The following is a 14,316-nucleotide window of genomic DNA, read 5'->3' on the forward strand; positions in this document are numbered from 1 at the left end:
ATGCGGTGGCTGACTTTCCGAGACGGCGATGGCCAACGCACCGGAGTGCTCTCGGGCGATGCGATCCATGCGCTGCCCCCGGGTGTGACCCTGCTCGAACTGGTCGGGTCCGGTGCGGCCGGGCTACGAGAAGTGGGCGAGGCCGCTCTGCGTTCGGCGCCCACCGTGCGCCTCGACGAGGTCACGCTTGCGGCGCCGACCCCGCGCCCACCCTCGATCCGCGACAGCCTGTGCTTTCTGGATCACATGCGCAACTGTCAGGCGGCGATGGGCGGCGGCCGGGTGCTCAAAGACACCTGGTACCGGATCCCCGCGTTCTACTTCGCGTGTCCGTCGACAGTTCTCGGGCCGTATGACGATGCGCCGATGGCGCCCGGAAGTGCTTGGCAGGACTTCGAATTGGAGATCGCCGCGGTCATCGGAACAGGCGGGAAGGACTTGTCGGTGACCGAAGCCGAACAGGCGATCATCGGATACACGATCTTCAACGACTGGTCGGCACGTGATCTGCAGCAGCTGGAAGGCCAGTTGGCGATCGGCCAGGCCAAGGGCAAGGACAGCGGAGTCACCCTGGGCCCATATCTCGTCACCCCCGACGAACTGGAGCTCTACCGGCGCAACGGCAAGCTGAGCCTCGACGTGACCGCTCTGGTCAACGACACGGTGATCGGCGAAGGGTCGACCGGCGCGATGGATTGGACCTTCGGCGAAGTCATCTCCTACGCGTCGCGCGGGGTGCTGCTCACGCCCGGCGACGTTTTCGGCTCCGGCACCGTGCCCACATGCACACTTGTCGAGCACCTCGACCCGAGGGCACCGGAATCTTTCCCTGGATGGCTGCACGACGGCGACGTTGTCACACTCAAGGTGCAGGGCCTGGGTGAGACCCGTCAAACGGTGCGTAAAACGCCGGCGCCGCACCGGTTACCGCCCCGGCCCAACCCCGATGCCAAGCCCGCGGCCGAACGAGTCAACGATGCGCCCGCCAAAATCCCCTACACTCGCGGGCTACACGAGGTCGGCGATCGGGTGTGGGCCTGGCTGCTTCCCGACGGCGGCTACGGCTGGAGCAACGCCGGGCTGGTCGCCGGCGACGGCGCCTCACTGCTGGTCGATACGCTGTTCGACCTGGCGCTGACTCGCGAAATGCTCGACGCCATGCGGCCGGTCACCGACAGCGCTCCGATCACCGACGCCCTGATCACCCACTCCAACGGTGACCACACCCACGGCAACCAACTGCTGGACCGCTCGGTGCGGATCATCGCCGCCAAGGGCACCGCCGAAGAAATCGCCCATGGCATGCAGCCCGAGATGCTGGTGATGACCCAAACCGCCGACCTGGGTCCGGTCGCCACCCGATACGTGCGTGATCGGTTCGGGCCCTTTGACTTCAGTGGCATTAGCCTGCGCAACGCCGATCACACCTTCGACGACGAGCTCACCATCGAGGTGGGCGGCCGCGAGGTGCGGCTGCTGAACCTCGGCCCGGCCCACACCGCCGCGGATTCGGTTGCGCACGTGCCCGACGCGGGGGTGCTGTTCGCCGGGGACCTGCTGTTCATCGGCTGCACGCCGATCGTGTGGGCCGGGCCGATCGCCAACTGGGTCGCGGCCTGCGACGCCATGATCGCACTGGACGCGCCGACCGTGGTCCCCGGGCATGGCCCGGTCACCGACCCGGATGGGATCCGCGCGGTCCGCGGGTATCTGGTCCACGTCGCCGAACAAGCCGAGGCCGCCTACCGCAAGGGCCTGTCATTCGTCGAGGCGGCCGACGGCATCGACCTCGGCGAGTACGCGACTTGGCTGGACGCCGAGCGCGTCGTGGTCAACGTGTATCAGCGTTATCGCGAACTCGACCCGGGCACACCGCAATTGCCGGCGATGGGGTTGCTGTCGATGCAGGCCGAGTGGCTGGCCAAACGCGGCTGAGGTCGGTCCGGCTTCCACGACAGGCGGCGTTCGCCTACCGTTCGAGTATGGCTGCTGTGGAAGTGGCAACACTCGAAGACCAAATCGCCTGCGTCACCTTGAACCGGCCGGAGCGGTTGAACGCCATCGACGGCTCGCTGATCAACGCAATGGACGACGCGTTGGACACGCTGAGCGGCGGGCAATTCCGGGCGGCGATCCTGACCGGCGCCGGACGGGGGTTCTGCGCCGGCGCCGACCTGAGCGGCACCGGTGAGGCCTGGACCAATCCGCCGGCGGACAGCCCGGCATTCAAAGTCAACTACGACGCCCAGGTTCGGCTGGCCGATCAGTACACCCGGCTCTACGAGTTGCCGATCCCGGTGATCGCGGCGGTCAACGGCGTCGCGGTCGGCGGCGGACTGGCCTTCGCGCTGCACTGCGACATCCGGATCGCGTCCGAACAGGCCAGGTTCGGCTCGGTTTTCATCAAGGCGGGTTTCTCGTCGATGGACATGGGGACCAGCTATCTGCTGCCGAAGATCGTCGGCGCAGGCGTGGCGCGGGAACTGATGCTGACCGGGCGCATCATCGACGCCGCCGAGGCGTACCGAATCAAGCTGGTGCACGAGGTGGTGCCGCCCGACGAGCTGATGACCGCTGCGTTGAACATGGCCCGCTCGATCGTCACGAACAACGCCTACGGGGTATGGCAAACCAAAATCGGCCTCAACACCGCGCTCGACGCACCAAGTCTGCGGCACGCCAAGGAGATCGAGAACCGCACCCAGATCCTCAGCGGGTTCACCAACAACCCGGTCGAGGCCGCCAAAGCGCACCAGGAGAAGCGCGCTCCGGTGTGGGATCCGCTCTAGCGCGCGCCAGGAGAAATCAGGCTTTCGCGATCACTTTCTCGGCGAACTTCTCCAGTTTGCGGATCTTGGTGTCCAGCGGCTCGGTGTCGGATTCTGTGCCGTAGGGCCACCGGAAACCCACGATGACGTCGGTGACACCCTTGTCCTCGAGCCGCTTGATGCCGTCGAGCGTGAAGCCGTCGGCCGAGATGACGTGAATCTCGAACTGGCCGCTCTTACCCTGTTCTTCGCGGAATCGCTTGAGCCGCCCCAGGAGTCGGTCCAGTTCGGCCGGGTCACCACCACCGTGCATCCAGCCGTCGGCGCGCGCCGCCCGACGCAGCGCAGCATCGGCATGCCCGCCGACCAGTATGGGGATAGGCGTCGTAGGGGCGGGCGTCATCTTGGTCCTGGGAATGTCGTAGAACTCGCCGTGGAACTCGAAGTAGTCACCGCTGGTGAGACCCCGCACGATTTCGATGCACTCGTCAATCCGCTTGCCGCGCTTGGCAAAAGGCACGCCCATCAGCTGGTAATCCTCCGGCCACGGGCTGATGCCGACGCCCAGCCCCACCCGATTGCCGATCAGTGCCGCCAACGAGCCCGCCTGCTTGGCCACCAGCGCCGGCGGTCGAACCGAAAGCTTGAGCACGAAGAAGTTGAACCGCAACGTCGTCGTCACCGCTCCCAGAGCGGCGGTCAGCACGAACGTCTCAATGAATGGCTTGCCGTCCAAAAATTCGCGGCGGCCGTCGGGCGTGTACGGGTACTTCGCGTCGGACTCGAAGGGGTAGGCGATGCTGTCGGGAATCGTCATGCTGGCGTACCCGGCCGCCTCGGCGGCCTTTGCCAGCGGAAGGTAGAACGCGGGGTCGGTCATCGCTTCGGCGTAGCTGAACCGCACACCGTCTCCTTGTCGGAATCCGCAACTGCCTGACCGAATACTAGGGCGTGCTTCCTGCAGCCAATGATTAGTGACCGACCGGGGGGGGGTATCTCGACTGTTGCCTGCTTTGCCAGGCAGCGGGAGAATAACAGCATTGCGATCGAAGCAGGCGATCGGAGCAGACAACATGGCGGCGAGTCGGCGGAGCGAGTTCATCCGCGAAGTCGCGGAGTTGGTGCAGAACTTGCAGCAGCAGCGGGACCGGGACGTCGACACCGTGCTCGGCGAGCTGACGGAGAATGCGGCCAGAGCCATGCCCGGCGCTCAATATGCCGGCATCACGGTCGCAACCCGCAATGGGAAGGTGCGGACAGCGTCGGCGACCCACCGCTACGCGGAGCTACTCGACGAAATCCAGCAACACAGCGACCAGGGACCGTGTCTGTCGGCAGCCTGGGAACACCACATCATGCGGATCAACGATCTCACCCGCGAACGCCGCTGGCCTGCCTACTGTCGCGAAGCCGCCGAGGAGACTCCGATCCGCTCGATCATGTCGTTCCAGTTGTTCACCGACCACCACAGCATGGCGGCATTGAACTTCTACGCCGAACAACCGAACGCCTTCGACGACGAAGCAGCCGAACTGGGGCTGATCCTGGCCACCCACACCGCACTGGCATGGAATATGTTCCGCCGCGACGAACAATTCCGCAGCGCCCTGGCGTCCCGCGACATCATCGGGCAGGCCAAAGGCATGATCATGGAACGCTTCAAGATCGATGCCGTGCAGGCATTCGAACTGCTCAAGCGGCTATCCCAGAGCTCGAACACGCCGCTGGCCGTCGTGGCCCGCGAGATGGTGCAAGCGGAGCACCCAGCTGATGACCGCGACCGAGCCCGGGGCGTCTAGCCGGGACGCGGCGGCCGCGCGCGCGGAGGCGGCGCGGCGGCGGGCCGACGAGTTGCAGCAGCGAAGAGCCGAATTGGCGTCCGGTGCGCGGTCCGACGCCGAAACCGCGGAGCGAGCCCGCCAGCACGCCGAGGAGTCCCTGCAACGAGCCATGCGGGCACATCGGGCCGCCGCGGAGAGACACCTCGACGCCAGTGCCGCGCACCGGCGCGCAGCCGCCGCGCATGAGCAGGCTGCCATGCTCGCCGGTAACGGCAGCGGCGACGCGCACCAGGACGCGGCACAAGAGCATCGCGCCGCGGCCGATGTGCACGACGCCGCTGCGATCGTCCAGTCCGAAAGAGAAGAGACGCGTTAGGAGCTGAGCCGGGCCCACGGCGGCAGGGGAACCGCGAGCAGCTCGGCGGCGCCCGGCGCGGTGGTGAGAGCAAGCAGCGCCGAGGCGAGCCGATCCACCGGCAGGACAAAGTCGGCGCAGCCCGTTGCGATCGCGTTCGCGGGCATACCCGAGGCCCGCGCATGGGCCGGGTCCTGCACCAACACTCGCCCGCCGCCAAGCTTGACCGCGCGACATCCCTCAGCGCCGTCGCCCAGCGAGCCGGTCAGGATGACGGCAATGGTTGGGGTGGCCCGCGCTGAGCTGGTGAGCAGCGCGTCGCCGGGCCGCATGGCGGTGGTGCCGTCACTAAGCGCCCAGCTGCCCGACTCGTCGATGGTCGCCGCGGTCTGCGGGGGAATTACCGTGACGCCGCATCGATCCGCCTCGGCGCCATGTTCGGCGATCCGTATCGGCAGGCAGGTGCGATGTTCAAGAATGGCGGCGAGCGAGTCACGCTTCTCCGACGTGCGGCGACGGTGCTGCATCACCGTGACCGGGATGGTGTAGTCCGCCGGTAGGCCGGCCAGCACCGTCGTGATGGCTTGCAATCCCCCCAGCGACGCGAGGATGACAACCCGTCCGAAAAGCGGGGTGGGGCTGCTATGTCCGTTCGCGAACATAGGCGCCACGATAGTCCTTCTGTCGGGTAGCCGACATAGATGCCGCGATGTTGGGTACCCCAAAGCGAGGGCGGGCCAGACCGACGTATGAGGAACCGGCAGATGAGCGAAAACAACTTCCGGCGAAACGCGATTTTGGGCCAACTGCCCGACGCCGAGTTCGCCGCGCTCGAGCCGAACCTAAAGCTGGAACAGTCGGAAATGAAGCGACAGGCCTACGCGCCGGGTGAGCCGATCGCCGACATTTTCTTCCCGCTGACATCCGTGTATTCGTTGGTGGCGATGACCGATGGGCAGATCCAAATCGAGGTCGCCACCACCGGCCACGAAGGGATGGTGGGTTTGCCCGCATATCTGGGCGCGACGCAGAGCCCGCAGGCCGCGTTCTGCCAGATTCCGGGCGAGAGCGTCCGGATCAGCGTCGGAGACTTCCGCCAGGCGCTCAGCCGGGGCGGTGCCTTACACGACCTGCTGAACCGCTTCACTCAGGCGACAATGGTGCAGGTCTCCCAGAATGTGGTCTGCAACCGCAGTCACACCACCGATGCTCGCATGGCGCGCTGGCTGGCAACCACACATGACAGGGTCGGCCGCGACGAGTTTCCGCTCACCCAGGAATTCATGGCCCAGATGCTCGGCGTGCACCGGCCTACCGTCTCGGAGACGGCCCAGCGAATCCAGGCCATGGGCCTGATCCGCTATAGCCGGGGCGCCATCACGATCGTCGACCGCGGGGGGCTCGAACAAATCGCCTGCGAGTGCTATCGCATCATCCGGGCCGAGTTCGACGCGCTGCGCAATCACCGCCGCAACACCTAGGACTGCGCGTCCATCAACAGCAGCGCGCCGTTCACGCCGTCTTCGGCAGAGGATTGAAAACCGGTGCAGGTCACCCGCACCTGGGTAGGCCGACCGCGGCGGTTGACGGCCTCGAACACGGCCTTGCCCGGATTTTCCGGGTCCACGAAGGCATTACCGATCAGCGGCCGAATTTGGTCGACAGGAAGCCCGATGTCCAGTGTGGTGAGAACTTGACCCTCGGCCTCGTCGGAGCGCAGCCCCCACAGCTCCTCGCAGCCGCGGTTCCACACCACCACCCGCATCTCGCGATCCACCACGACCATCCCGAAGTGCACCGAATTGACCAGCGAATCAAGGAAAGTGCGTGCCTCGTCGAGTTCGACGCTGCGCTCGCGCAGCGCGTCGTTGATGGTCTGCAGCTCGTCATTGGTCGACTGCAGCTCCTCATTCATCGTCTCGAGTTCTTCGTTCGTGGACTGCAGCTCTTCGTTGGTCGTCTCCAATTCTTCGACCGTGGACTGCAATTCCTCGTTGGTGGTCTCGAGTTCCTCGTTGGTGGATTGCAGTTCCTCGTAGGCCGCCTCCAGCTGACGGTTGGTCTGGACCACCTTGTCCAACAGCGCCCGCGTTGCGGTCACGTCGAAGAAAACGATCGACACGCCCAGCAGCCCATTCTCGGCATCGATCAGCGGATTGATGTGGATCTCGAACCAGACGGTTTCCATGCCCGGGCGCTGCCATTTGACGTCAGGGATCCGGGCGGACCGCCGCTCTACCTTGGCCTGCTCCAGATAAACACGCAACTCGACCGGTCGATAGGAGACCTCCAGGTCGCGGAGCAGGCGGCCGATGTCGCGGGCAGACAACCCGAACATGGTTTCGGCCTGCTGGTTGATCATCGCCACCGTGTCTTCGCCGGTCACCACAATCTGGGCAACGGGGTTGGCGCGAAAAGCCAACTCCCGCACGGTGGTCAAGCCAGGCAGATCACCATGCCGCTCGTATATCGCCGAGGCCGGATCGTAGCGGTCCAGCCCGCTATGCGAACCCGGGGACTTACGGAAAATGCGATGTTTGAGGTTCAACGGGGTGAACCGATCGGTGTGGCTCAGCAACATCTCGGCGTGGCCGAGGAACAGCGTGCCCTGCGCAGCCAACGCAAAATGTAAGCGGCCCAAGACGTTTCGTTGCGTCTCTGCGTTCATGTACATCAATGTGTTGCGGCACACCAGTAGATCGACGCGGGAGATGGGCGCGTCTTTGACCAGGTCGTTGCGACCGAAGATCACCGCACGGCGCAGGTCCTTGTGGAATATGTAGCGGCCGTTGAGTTGCTCGAAGTACTTGTCCAGCAGCTCCTCCGGCACGGACTCGACGGCCTTCGCATCGTATGTGGCGGCTCGGGCCTCGGTGAGTGCGTCCTCGTCGACATCGGTCGCGTAGATCTTCACCCGCTGCCGGAATGCGTCGGCCCCTAGCGTCTCGGCCAGCAGCATCGCCAGCGTGTAGGCCTCCTGACCGGACGCGCAGCCGGCGCTCCAGACCCGAATGGGGTCGTCCGGACCGCGCTCGGCCAGCATCCGCGGAATGACATCGCTCGTGATGAATTCCCACGCCTCAGGGTCGCGGAAGAAGGCGGTGACATTGATGAGGATGGTGTTGAACAATGCCGAGAACTCGTCGGAACTGGCTTGCAGCACATCGAGATACTGCTCGAAGGTGTCATAACCGCCCTGGGCCATGCGGTGGCGCACTCGCCGCATCAGCGTGGTGCGTTTGTAGCCGGTGAAGTCGAATCCCCGGGAGTCCCTCATGTAGCGCAGCAGGGCCTCGAATGCTTCGTCCGTCTTGGTGTCCATTTCGTTCCCTCGCCGACAATCCGTCGCGAAATTGAACACTACTCGGGGTCAGAGCTGATTTTCCGGCCCAACGACCGCCCACACCGTTTTTCCGGACGGGGTCGGCGTGCTGCCCCAGGCGCGGCACACCGACGCGACGATTGCCAGCCCGGACACCCGATCGCCGCCGCGGTAAGGGTCTTCATGGCGGACCGCCGGTGTCGAGCTGCCGTCCTGCACCGAGATGCTGACCGTCTCACGGTTCGATTCGAGTATCACCACAGGCGCGCTGACCGTGTGCTGCAGGACGTTCTCGACGAACACATTGACAATGACCGTCGCGGCCGGGATGAGGTCGGTCTGCGACCAGGCATCCAGCCGCTCGGCCACCATTTCGCGGGCCGTGCGCAGGCTGGCAAGCGAAGCCGGCAATTCCGCGCGAGCACGCAGCCGGCCGTGTCGATTGTCGTCGGTGAGCGCGCCCAGCGCCTCTTCGACGGTGGCGTGCACCGGCACATAGCGCGTCACACCGGTGCGGACGATGGTCCTTCGGCGGCCGGCGTGTTCGCATACCAGGATGATCGGAACATCGGGCCAGGTGCTGACGTGCCAACGCGCACTGGTGAACACCGACCATGCGGAGGATGCCGGGACGTCGAGCGCGTTGACGTCGACGATGACCGCCCGCGGCTCATCCAATGCCGCCTTGATGATGGCGTCCCGCAGCTTCAGGTAGGTGCTGCTGTCGAGGATCCCTTCGATGGCGAGCAGACAGACAGCTCCCGCCGCCTCGGCGGAAACTGCCAGTGGGCTGAGGGGCCTACCCATCGGGCTCCCGGTGTTTGGTGTAGGCCTCCGACAGCCGGCTGCCCAGGATCGACATCGCGTGCTCGGCCTCTTCGGCGATCGCCTCGTATCGCTCGCTGAGCATCCCGGGGTTGACCTGGTCGGCCAGCCGGCGCGACAGCTTGGCCTTCTCCTGCAGGCTGCGCATCGCGACCCACATCGCGCCCTCGATCTCCTCGTCGCGCGCCCGCAGCAGCGCGTCGGCGCTCCAGGCGTGACCGACCTGGCAGCGGTAATTGCCCTCGCTGACGGCGATCAGCGATCCATTGCAGTCCGGGCAGGTGTAGCCGGACGGTGGGCCGAGGTCTTCGGTGTCGAACTCGGTGGAGAACCGTCCCGCCATCGCAATTCGGTTTTCCAGCTCCATGCGCGCGTCGGGTTCCATTTCGCGTTCCTCGAATTCTCGATCGGCCAACTGTTTGAGGAGTCCGCCTACCTCGATCGCCGACACCTCGTGGTCGATCACTCCGGCTTCGATGGCGTTGAGCGGCATGGCAGGAAACAGCGCCTCCGTGGGTGATTGGGCGATCGTCGTTCCGCCGCGCGACCGGATGGCGGCGGATCCCAGCGTGCCGTCGTCGAGCACACCGGACAGCAGAACACTGACCGCCCGCTGGCGGAATCCCAGCGCCACCGAACGGAACAACGCGTTGATCGCGGGGCGGTGGCCGTTCTCGGTAGGGCCCTCTGACAGCGCAATCCGGTGGTCGTCGATGAGCAAGTGCCGATTCGGAACGGCAACCCGGATGGTGCCCGGTTCCAACGGTTCTCCGTCGACGGCCTGAGCTGCCGGCAATGGCCCGTTGCGATCCAGGATGCGGGCCAATACGCTCGGCGCTCCGCTCGGCATGTGCAGTGCCACCAGGACGGCATACGGTAGGTCCGGCGGCAGGCCGGCCGCAAACTGCGTGAGGGCCTCAACCCCGCCGGCCGACGCGCCGACGGCGACCACGTTGAGTGCTTTGTTCTCGACTGCCATTGGGCTCGCCACCGTTCTGGGTGTACCCGCAGGGCCATAGAGGCAACCCCGCTAGTGCGGCATCCGACCAGCCTACGCGTGTCGGCTGCCGCCCGAAACGGTGAGTTCGACTGCTGTCAGCGCGAACGGAGGTGCGCCCACGCCGGCGATCGAGTGCGTACCCTGCGCGGTTTCCTCGGTGATGCGTGCCGACGCGCTGCGCGCTCCCGCCGCAATCGTCACTGCCCGCACCCGCTTGAGCAGATCCGCAGGCAACTGGTCGAAAACGGTTCCCTGCCAATGGTATTGGCCATCTATAGGGTCGACGTGCCCGGTCAGCCGAACCCGCACCTGTCGGCAGGTGTCGGCCACGGTCAGCGTGGCCATGCCGTCGTAAGTATCGTCGCGCACATCAATTGATGACGACAGGTCAAATGCCGATGCCGCAAAACGACGGGATGCACGGCGCAGATAGACCCGCTCGTTGAACACCTGTTGATTACTGTGGCGCACCTCGATGCGGGTACTGGCGGCGCCTTTCATCAGCTTCAGGCATTCCAGCACGTAGCGCAGTGCGGCATCCGACTCGGGTCCGCCGACCATGAAGTAATTCGGGAAGCCGTGGACGGCGACGCCGAGGTAGGGCTCCATGCCGTCGCGCCAGGCCTGCCGAATGGTCAGCCCGCGGGCGCCGACCAGCGTCTCGTCATCGATCGAATCGGAAATCGTGAGCCCGGTGCCGTAGATGATGGCGTCGGCGTCATGGTGCGAACCGTCGCGGCAGCGGATGCCCGAGGTGGTCACGGCCTCGACGGGTGATCGCACTACTTCGGCCTGGCGCCGCAGGTAGCGCCGTGGCCGTCGCGCTGGTGCGACGACGCGGCGCGGCGGAAGCGGGAAGACCTTGACCGAGGCCGCCGAGGCCGTCAGCCGGCCGATGATGTGCCCGGCGGCGGCATCGGCGCCGATCACCGCGATGCTCTTGGCGGTGGCGTCGAAATCGGGCTTCGGCGCCGCCGAATGAAACGACGTCTCGCGAAAGTCGTTGCGGCCCTGCAGGTTAGGGATCCACGGCACGAACGGCGACTGGTGGGTGATGACGGTTCGGGCGTGGCGGGTCTGGTTGTCGTCGGTGGTCAGCGTCCAGGTGTCCGTGCGGTCGTCGAATACCGCGCTGATCACCGGGCGGTCCACGGTGGGGAAGCCGGCGATTTGGCCGCCGAGACTGACGACGTCGTCGCGGATCACAGGAACTTGCTGCGCGTCCACCCTCGACGCGCGATCGGGCCCATCAGCCCCACCTCGGTGAGGAACTCCGCCAGCGGGGCGAAGCCTGCCACCTGCACTTCGTGACGGTGCGCGCTGTTGCGTGCGGTGGCGCGGGCCCGACGCGCATCCAGCCCTGCTCGCGCATAGGGCACGGGGTTGGTGAACAGATAGCGGAAAAACCAGCCGCCCAGGCCATTGATGTTGGCGACGAACCACTTCTCGAGCCGCCCCATCCGGGGCACCCGCTTGCGCAGGCCGTCGCGCGCGAACTGAATGTGGCGAGCCTCTTCGGTGACGTGAATTCGCATCAGCCGCTGGATCATCGGCTGCAGTTCGGGATCGTCCATCATCTGGCGCTGCAGCGAGTCGAAGATCTCTTCGCCGATCAGCGCAGCCACCCACAGCACCGAGCCGCGGAAAAAGAACGGCAGGCTGTTGATGATGACCCGGTGGTAGAGCCGCGGGCGCACCGGCTTGGCGCCGACCCGTTCGATCGCCTTGCCGAACATCACCATGTGGCGGGTTTCGTCGCCCAGCTCGGTCAGCGCGTAGTGGGTTGACCGGGTGGTCGGGTCCTTGTGCATCAGCTTGCGCAACAGCGCCTGATTGAGGATGTTCTCGAACCAGATCCCGGCCGACAGCGTGTTCACCAATTCCTGACGGGACAATTCGATGCGCTGCGCGCGGGTCATCTCGTCCCACATCGGCGTGCCGTAGAGCGACACGATTCTCGGCGGCAGATAGAACTTGTCCGGGTCCAGCGGGGCGTCCCAGTCGATGTCGACAACCGGCTCGTAGGACTTCTTGACCGATCCCTTGAGCAAGCGCTCCGAGAACTCTTCCCGACCGGTCTTCGCCGCAATGGTCATGGCGCCCCTCCTCGTCGCTGAAGCGTCGATACCGATGGTATCGGGTACCGATGGTTGCGACTAGACCTTATTAGGCTTTGCCCGTATGACCCGGCACATCCACGTCATCGGCATCGGCGCGGGAGATCCCGAGTACGTCACTGTCCAAGCGATCGAGGCGCTCAACCAGACGCGGGTCTTCTTCGCGATGGACAAGGGTTCGGCCAAGAGCGACCTGGTGGGGCTGCGCCGGGAGATCTGCTCGCGGTTCATCCGCCGGCCCGACTACCGCTTCGTCGAGCTGCCCGATCCGCAACGCTCGACGGATACCGACTACCCGGAGGCGGTTTCCGACTGGCACGCGGCGCGCGCCCGCATCTGGTCGACGGCCATTACGAACGAGCTGGCTCCCGACGGTGTCGGAGCCTTTCTGGCCTGGGGTGACCCGTCGCTCTACGACAGCACGCTGCGCATCCTCGACGCCGTCGCCGCCGACATCGACATCAGCTACGACGTCATCCCGGGTATCACCGCCATCCAGGCGCTGACGGCGCGGCACCGCATCCCGCTCAACGACGTCGGGGAGCCGGTGCTGATCACCACCGGTCGGCAGCTTCGCGGCCGCGGGCTTTCCGGGTCGGCGGTGGTCATGCTCGACGGCGACTGCTCGTTTCTTGGCTGCCCGCCTGACACCCGGGTGTGGTGGGGCGCCTACCTCGGCACGGACGACGAGCTGCTGGTAGCCGGGACGGTCGGAGAAGTCGGGCAGCGGATCGCCGAGCTGCGAGCCGACGCCCGTGCCCGGCATGGCTGGATCATGGACACCTACTTATTGCGGCCGGCGGAGTAGTTTCCTCGCCATGGGCCAATTTCTCATCCGCGCCGCGTTGACCGGATTAGCCCTCTGGGTGGTCAGCCTCGTCGTCCATGGACTCAGCTTCGTCGGCGGTGACACCCGGTTGCAGAGGGCCGGCATCATCTTTGTCGTAGCGGTGATCTTCGGCCTGGTCAACGCATTCATCAAGCCGATCGTGCAGATTCTGTCCATCCCGCTCTACATCCTCACCCTGGGCCTGTTCCACATCGTCATCAACGCCCTGATGCTGTGGCTCACCGCCTGGATCACCAGCCACACCACCCATTGGGGGCTGCAGATCGACCACTTCTGGTGGACTGCGATCTGGGCGGCCATCGTCTTGTCGATCGTGAGCTGGGTGCTCTCGCTGGTTGCTCGCGACGTGAGGCGCACAGCTCGCCGCTGACCGGCACACTGGACGCATGCCTGAACTGCCCGAAGTCGAAGCGCTCGCCGACCACCTTCGCCGTCATGCCGTCGGCAGGACGATCGGGCGCGTCGACGTCGCCGCGTTTTCTGTGCTCAAGACCTTCGATCCGCCCATCAACGCGCTGCACGGTTTGACCGTCGCCGGCGCCGAGCGGTGGGGCAAGTACCTCGGTTTGCGGGCCGGGGAGCTGGTCTTGATCGCCCACCTCTCCCGGGCGGGCTGGCTGCGGTGGTCGGACAAGCTGGCCGGCGCGCCGCTGCGGCCCGGCAAAGGGCCGATCGCGCTGCGCGTGCACCTCGGCGCCCCCGGTGAGGCGCCCGGGTTCGACCTCACCGAGGCGGGCACGCAGAAGCGGCTAGCCGTATGGCTCGTCGACGACCCGGCGAAGGTGCCGGGCATCGCCGCGCTCGGGCCGGATGCGCTGCAGCTCAGCGTCGATGAGTTGGCCGGGCTGCTGGCCGGGCAAAGCGGCCGGATCAAGACCGTCATCACCGACCAGAAGGTGATCGCTGGAATCGGCAACGCCTACAGCGACGAGATTCTGCACGTCGCCAAGATCTCTCCGTTCGCCACGGCCGGCAAACTCTCGGATGCACAGCTGGCGGCGTTGCACGAGGCGATGATCTCGGTGCTGACCGACGCGGTGACCCGTTCGGTCGGCCAGCAGGCCGCCACGCTGAAGGGCGAGAAGCGCTCCGGTTTACGGGTGCATGCCCGCACCGGGTTGCCGTGCCCGGTATGCGGGGACACGGTTCGTGAAGTGTCATTCGCGGACAAGTCGTTTCAGTACTGCCCGACCTGTCAGACCGGCGGCAAGGTGCTGGCCGACCGGCGGATGTCACGCCTCTTGAAATAGTGTCGAGCGTCGACTTGTTGCGGCAAACACCTTCGGTTTGGCCCGACA

The 14,316-nt window shown here is 65.7% G+C and carries 15 protein-coding genes and 1 pseudogene; 9 read left to right on the plus strand and 7 right to left on the minus strand.

Going from position 1 to position 14,316, the window contains the following annotated elements; genetic code table 11:
• Both AWC06_RS04775 and AWC06_RS04780 read left to right on the plus strand, forming a co-directional pair.
• Positions 1-1,935: a fumarylacetoacetate hydrolase family protein gene (locus AWC06_RS04775; protein ID WP_085194890.1), complete on the plus strand. Its 1,935-nt coding sequence runs from the start codon at positions 1-3 to the stop codon at positions 1,933-1,935.
• A 56-nt stretch (positions 1,936-1,991) separates the two neighbouring features.
• The gene (locus tag AWC06_RS04780; protein WP_211281897.1) at positions 1,992-2,789 is read left to right on the plus strand and encodes an enoyl-CoA hydratase/isomerase family protein; all 798 of its coding nucleotides are present in this window, start codon (positions 1,992-1,994) and stop codon (positions 2,787-2,789) included.
• 16 nt (positions 2,790-2,805) lie between these two features.
• Here AWC06_RS04780 and AWC06_RS04785 read toward each other — a convergent pair whose 3' ends face one another.
• A complete protein-coding gene (locus tag AWC06_RS04785) occupies positions 2,806-3,672 on the minus strand; it encodes an LLM class flavin-dependent oxidoreductase (protein WP_085194894.1) in 867 nt (288 codons plus the stop codon).
• Between the two features lie 169 nt (positions 3,673-3,841).
• Between AWC06_RS04785 and AWC06_RS04790 the strand changes: the two genes are divergently transcribed.
• Both AWC06_RS04790 and AWC06_RS04795 read left to right on the plus strand, forming a co-directional pair.
• Complete coding sequence (locus AWC06_RS04790) at positions 3,842-4,567, plus strand: GAF and ANTAR domain-containing protein (protein ID WP_085195132.1); 726 nt, start codon at positions 3,842-3,844, stop codon at positions 4,565-4,567.
• Entirely contained in the window at positions 4,539-4,925 is a 387-nt protein-coding gene (locus AWC06_RS04795; RefSeq protein ID WP_085194905.1) for a hypothetical protein, read from the plus strand. Before AWC06_RS04790 ends, AWC06_RS04795 begins: the two co-directional genes overlap by 29 nt.
• Here the strand turns inward: AWC06_RS04795 and AWC06_RS04800 are convergent.
• Positions 4,922-5,566 (minus strand): chemotaxis protein CheB, encoded by a 645-nt coding sequence (locus AWC06_RS04800; protein WP_085194907.1) that lies wholly within the window; start codon positions 5,564-5,566, stop codon positions 4,922-4,924. The two genes, AWC06_RS04795 and AWC06_RS04800, sit on opposite strands and share 4 nt — an antisense overlap.
• A 102-nt stretch (positions 5,567-5,668) precedes the next feature.
• Between AWC06_RS04800 and AWC06_RS04805 the strand changes: the two genes are divergently transcribed.
• Positions 5,669-6,385: a Crp/Fnr family transcriptional regulator gene (locus AWC06_RS04805; RefSeq protein ID WP_169715291.1), complete on the plus strand. Its 717-nt coding sequence runs from the start codon at positions 5,669-5,671 to the stop codon at positions 6,383-6,385.
• Here AWC06_RS04805 and AWC06_RS04810 read toward each other — a convergent pair.
• The 5 genes from AWC06_RS04810 to AWC06_RS04830 all read right to left on the minus strand — a co-directional run bounded on the left by AWC06_RS04810 (position 6,382) and on the right by AWC06_RS04830 (position 12,147).
• Complete coding sequence (locus AWC06_RS04810; RefSeq protein ID WP_085194910.1) at positions 6,382-8,226, minus strand: CheR family methyltransferase; 1,845 nt, start codon at positions 8,224-8,226, stop codon at positions 6,382-6,384. The two genes, AWC06_RS04805 and AWC06_RS04810, sit on opposite strands and share 4 nt — an antisense overlap.
• Before the next feature lie 48 nt (positions 8,227-8,274).
• On the minus strand, positions 8,275-9,033 hold the full coding sequence (locus AWC06_RS04815; RefSeq protein WP_085194912.1) for an STAS domain-containing protein: 759 nt from the start codon (positions 9,031-9,033) through the stop codon (positions 8,275-8,277).
• Positions 9,026-10,030, minus strand: coding sequence for a chemotaxis protein CheB (locus AWC06_RS04820; RefSeq protein ID WP_085194914.1), 1,005 nt, complete (start codon positions 10,028-10,030; stop codon positions 9,026-9,028). Before AWC06_RS04820 ends, AWC06_RS04815 begins: the two co-directional genes overlap by 8 nt.
• A gap of 72 nt (positions 10,031-10,102) precedes the next feature.
• Positions 10,103-11,086, minus strand: a complete 984-nt coding sequence (locus tag AWC06_RS04825) for a DUF4873 domain-containing protein (RefSeq protein ID WP_227370993.1) — start codon at positions 11,084-11,086, stop codon at positions 10,103-10,105.
• A gap of 167 nt (positions 11,087-11,253) precedes the next feature.
• On the minus strand, positions 11,254-12,147 hold the full coding sequence (locus AWC06_RS04830; RefSeq protein WP_085194916.1) for an AurF N-oxygenase family protein: 894 nt from the start codon (positions 12,145-12,147) through the stop codon (positions 11,254-11,256).
• Between the two features lie 85 nt (positions 12,148-12,232).
• On the opposite strand from AWC06_RS04830, the gene cobF reads away from it, so the two are divergent.
• The 4 genes and pseudogenes from cobF (at position 12,233) to AWC06_RS23520 (ending at position 14,268) form a co-directional block, all read left to right on the plus strand.
• Positions 12,233-12,976, plus strand: coding sequence for a precorrin-6A synthase (deacetylating) (gene cobF / locus AWC06_RS04835; RefSeq protein WP_085194918.1), 744 nt, complete (start codon positions 12,233-12,235; stop codon positions 12,974-12,976).
• 10 nt (positions 12,977-12,986) lie between these two features.
• Positions 12,987-13,388, plus strand: coding sequence for a phage holin family protein (locus tag AWC06_RS04840; protein ID WP_085194919.1), 402 nt, complete (start codon positions 12,987-12,989; stop codon positions 13,386-13,388).
• A 16-nt stretch (positions 13,389-13,404) separates the two neighbouring features.
• Positions 13,405-13,641, plus strand: a pseudogene (locus AWC06_RS23515) (DNA-formamidopyrimidine glycosylase family protein); the annotation flags it as partial.
• A 159-nt stretch (positions 13,642-13,800) separates the two neighbouring features.
• Complete coding sequence (locus AWC06_RS23520) at positions 13,801-14,268, plus strand: zinc finger domain-containing protein (protein WP_227370994.1); 468 nt, start codon at positions 13,801-13,803, stop codon at positions 14,266-14,268.
• Positions 14,269-14,316: the final 48 nt, after the last annotated feature.

This window comes from Mycobacterium fragae, from assembly GCF_002102185.1.
In the GTDB taxonomy this organism is placed as follows: domain Bacteria; phylum Actinomycetota; class Actinomycetes; order Mycobacteriales; family Mycobacteriaceae; genus Mycobacterium; species Mycobacterium fragae.

Excerpts from the sequence above, each read along its gene's own strand:
- AWC06_RS04775 (WP_085194890.1), top strand. The coding sequence starts at position 1 with ATGCGGTGGCTGACTTTCCGAGACGGCGATGGCCAACGCACCGGAGTG.
- AWC06_RS04790 (WP_085195132.1), top strand. The coding sequence starts at position 3,842 with ATGGCGGCGAGTCGGCGGAGCGAGTTCATCCGCGAAGTCGCGGAGTTG.
- AWC06_RS04795 (WP_085194905.1), top strand. The coding sequence starts at position 4,539 with ATGACCGCGACCGAGCCCGGGGCGTCTAGCCGGGACGCGGCGGCCGCG.
- AWC06_RS04800 (WP_085194907.1), bottom strand. The coding sequence starts at position 5,566 with ATGTTCGCGAACGGACATAGCAGCCCCACCCCGCTTTTCGGACGGGTT.
- AWC06_RS04805 (WP_169715291.1), top strand. The coding sequence starts at position 5,669 with ATGAGCGAAAACAACTTCCGGCGAAACGCGATTTTGGGCCAACTGCCC.
- AWC06_RS04810 (WP_085194910.1), bottom strand. The coding sequence starts at position 8,226 with ATGGACACCAAGACGGACGAAGCATTCGAGGCCCTGCTGCGCTACATG.
- AWC06_RS04815 (WP_085194912.1), bottom strand. The coding sequence starts at position 9,033 with ATGGGTAGGCCCCTCAGCCCACTGGCAGTTTCCGCCGAGGCGGCGGGA.
- AWC06_RS04820 (WP_085194914.1), bottom strand. The coding sequence starts at position 10,030 with ATGGCAGTCGAGAACAAAGCACTCAACGTGGTCGCCGTCGGCGCGTCG.
- AWC06_RS04830 (WP_085194916.1), bottom strand. The coding sequence starts at position 12,147 with ATGACCATTGCGGCGAAGACCGGTCGGGAAGAGTTCTCGGAGCGCTTG.
- cobF (WP_085194918.1), top strand. The coding sequence starts at position 12,233 with ATGACCCGGCACATCCACGTCATCGGCATCGGCGCGGGAGATCCCGAG.
- AWC06_RS04840 (WP_085194919.1), top strand. The coding sequence starts at position 12,987 with ATGGGCCAATTTCTCATCCGCGCCGCGTTGACCGGATTAGCCCTCTGG.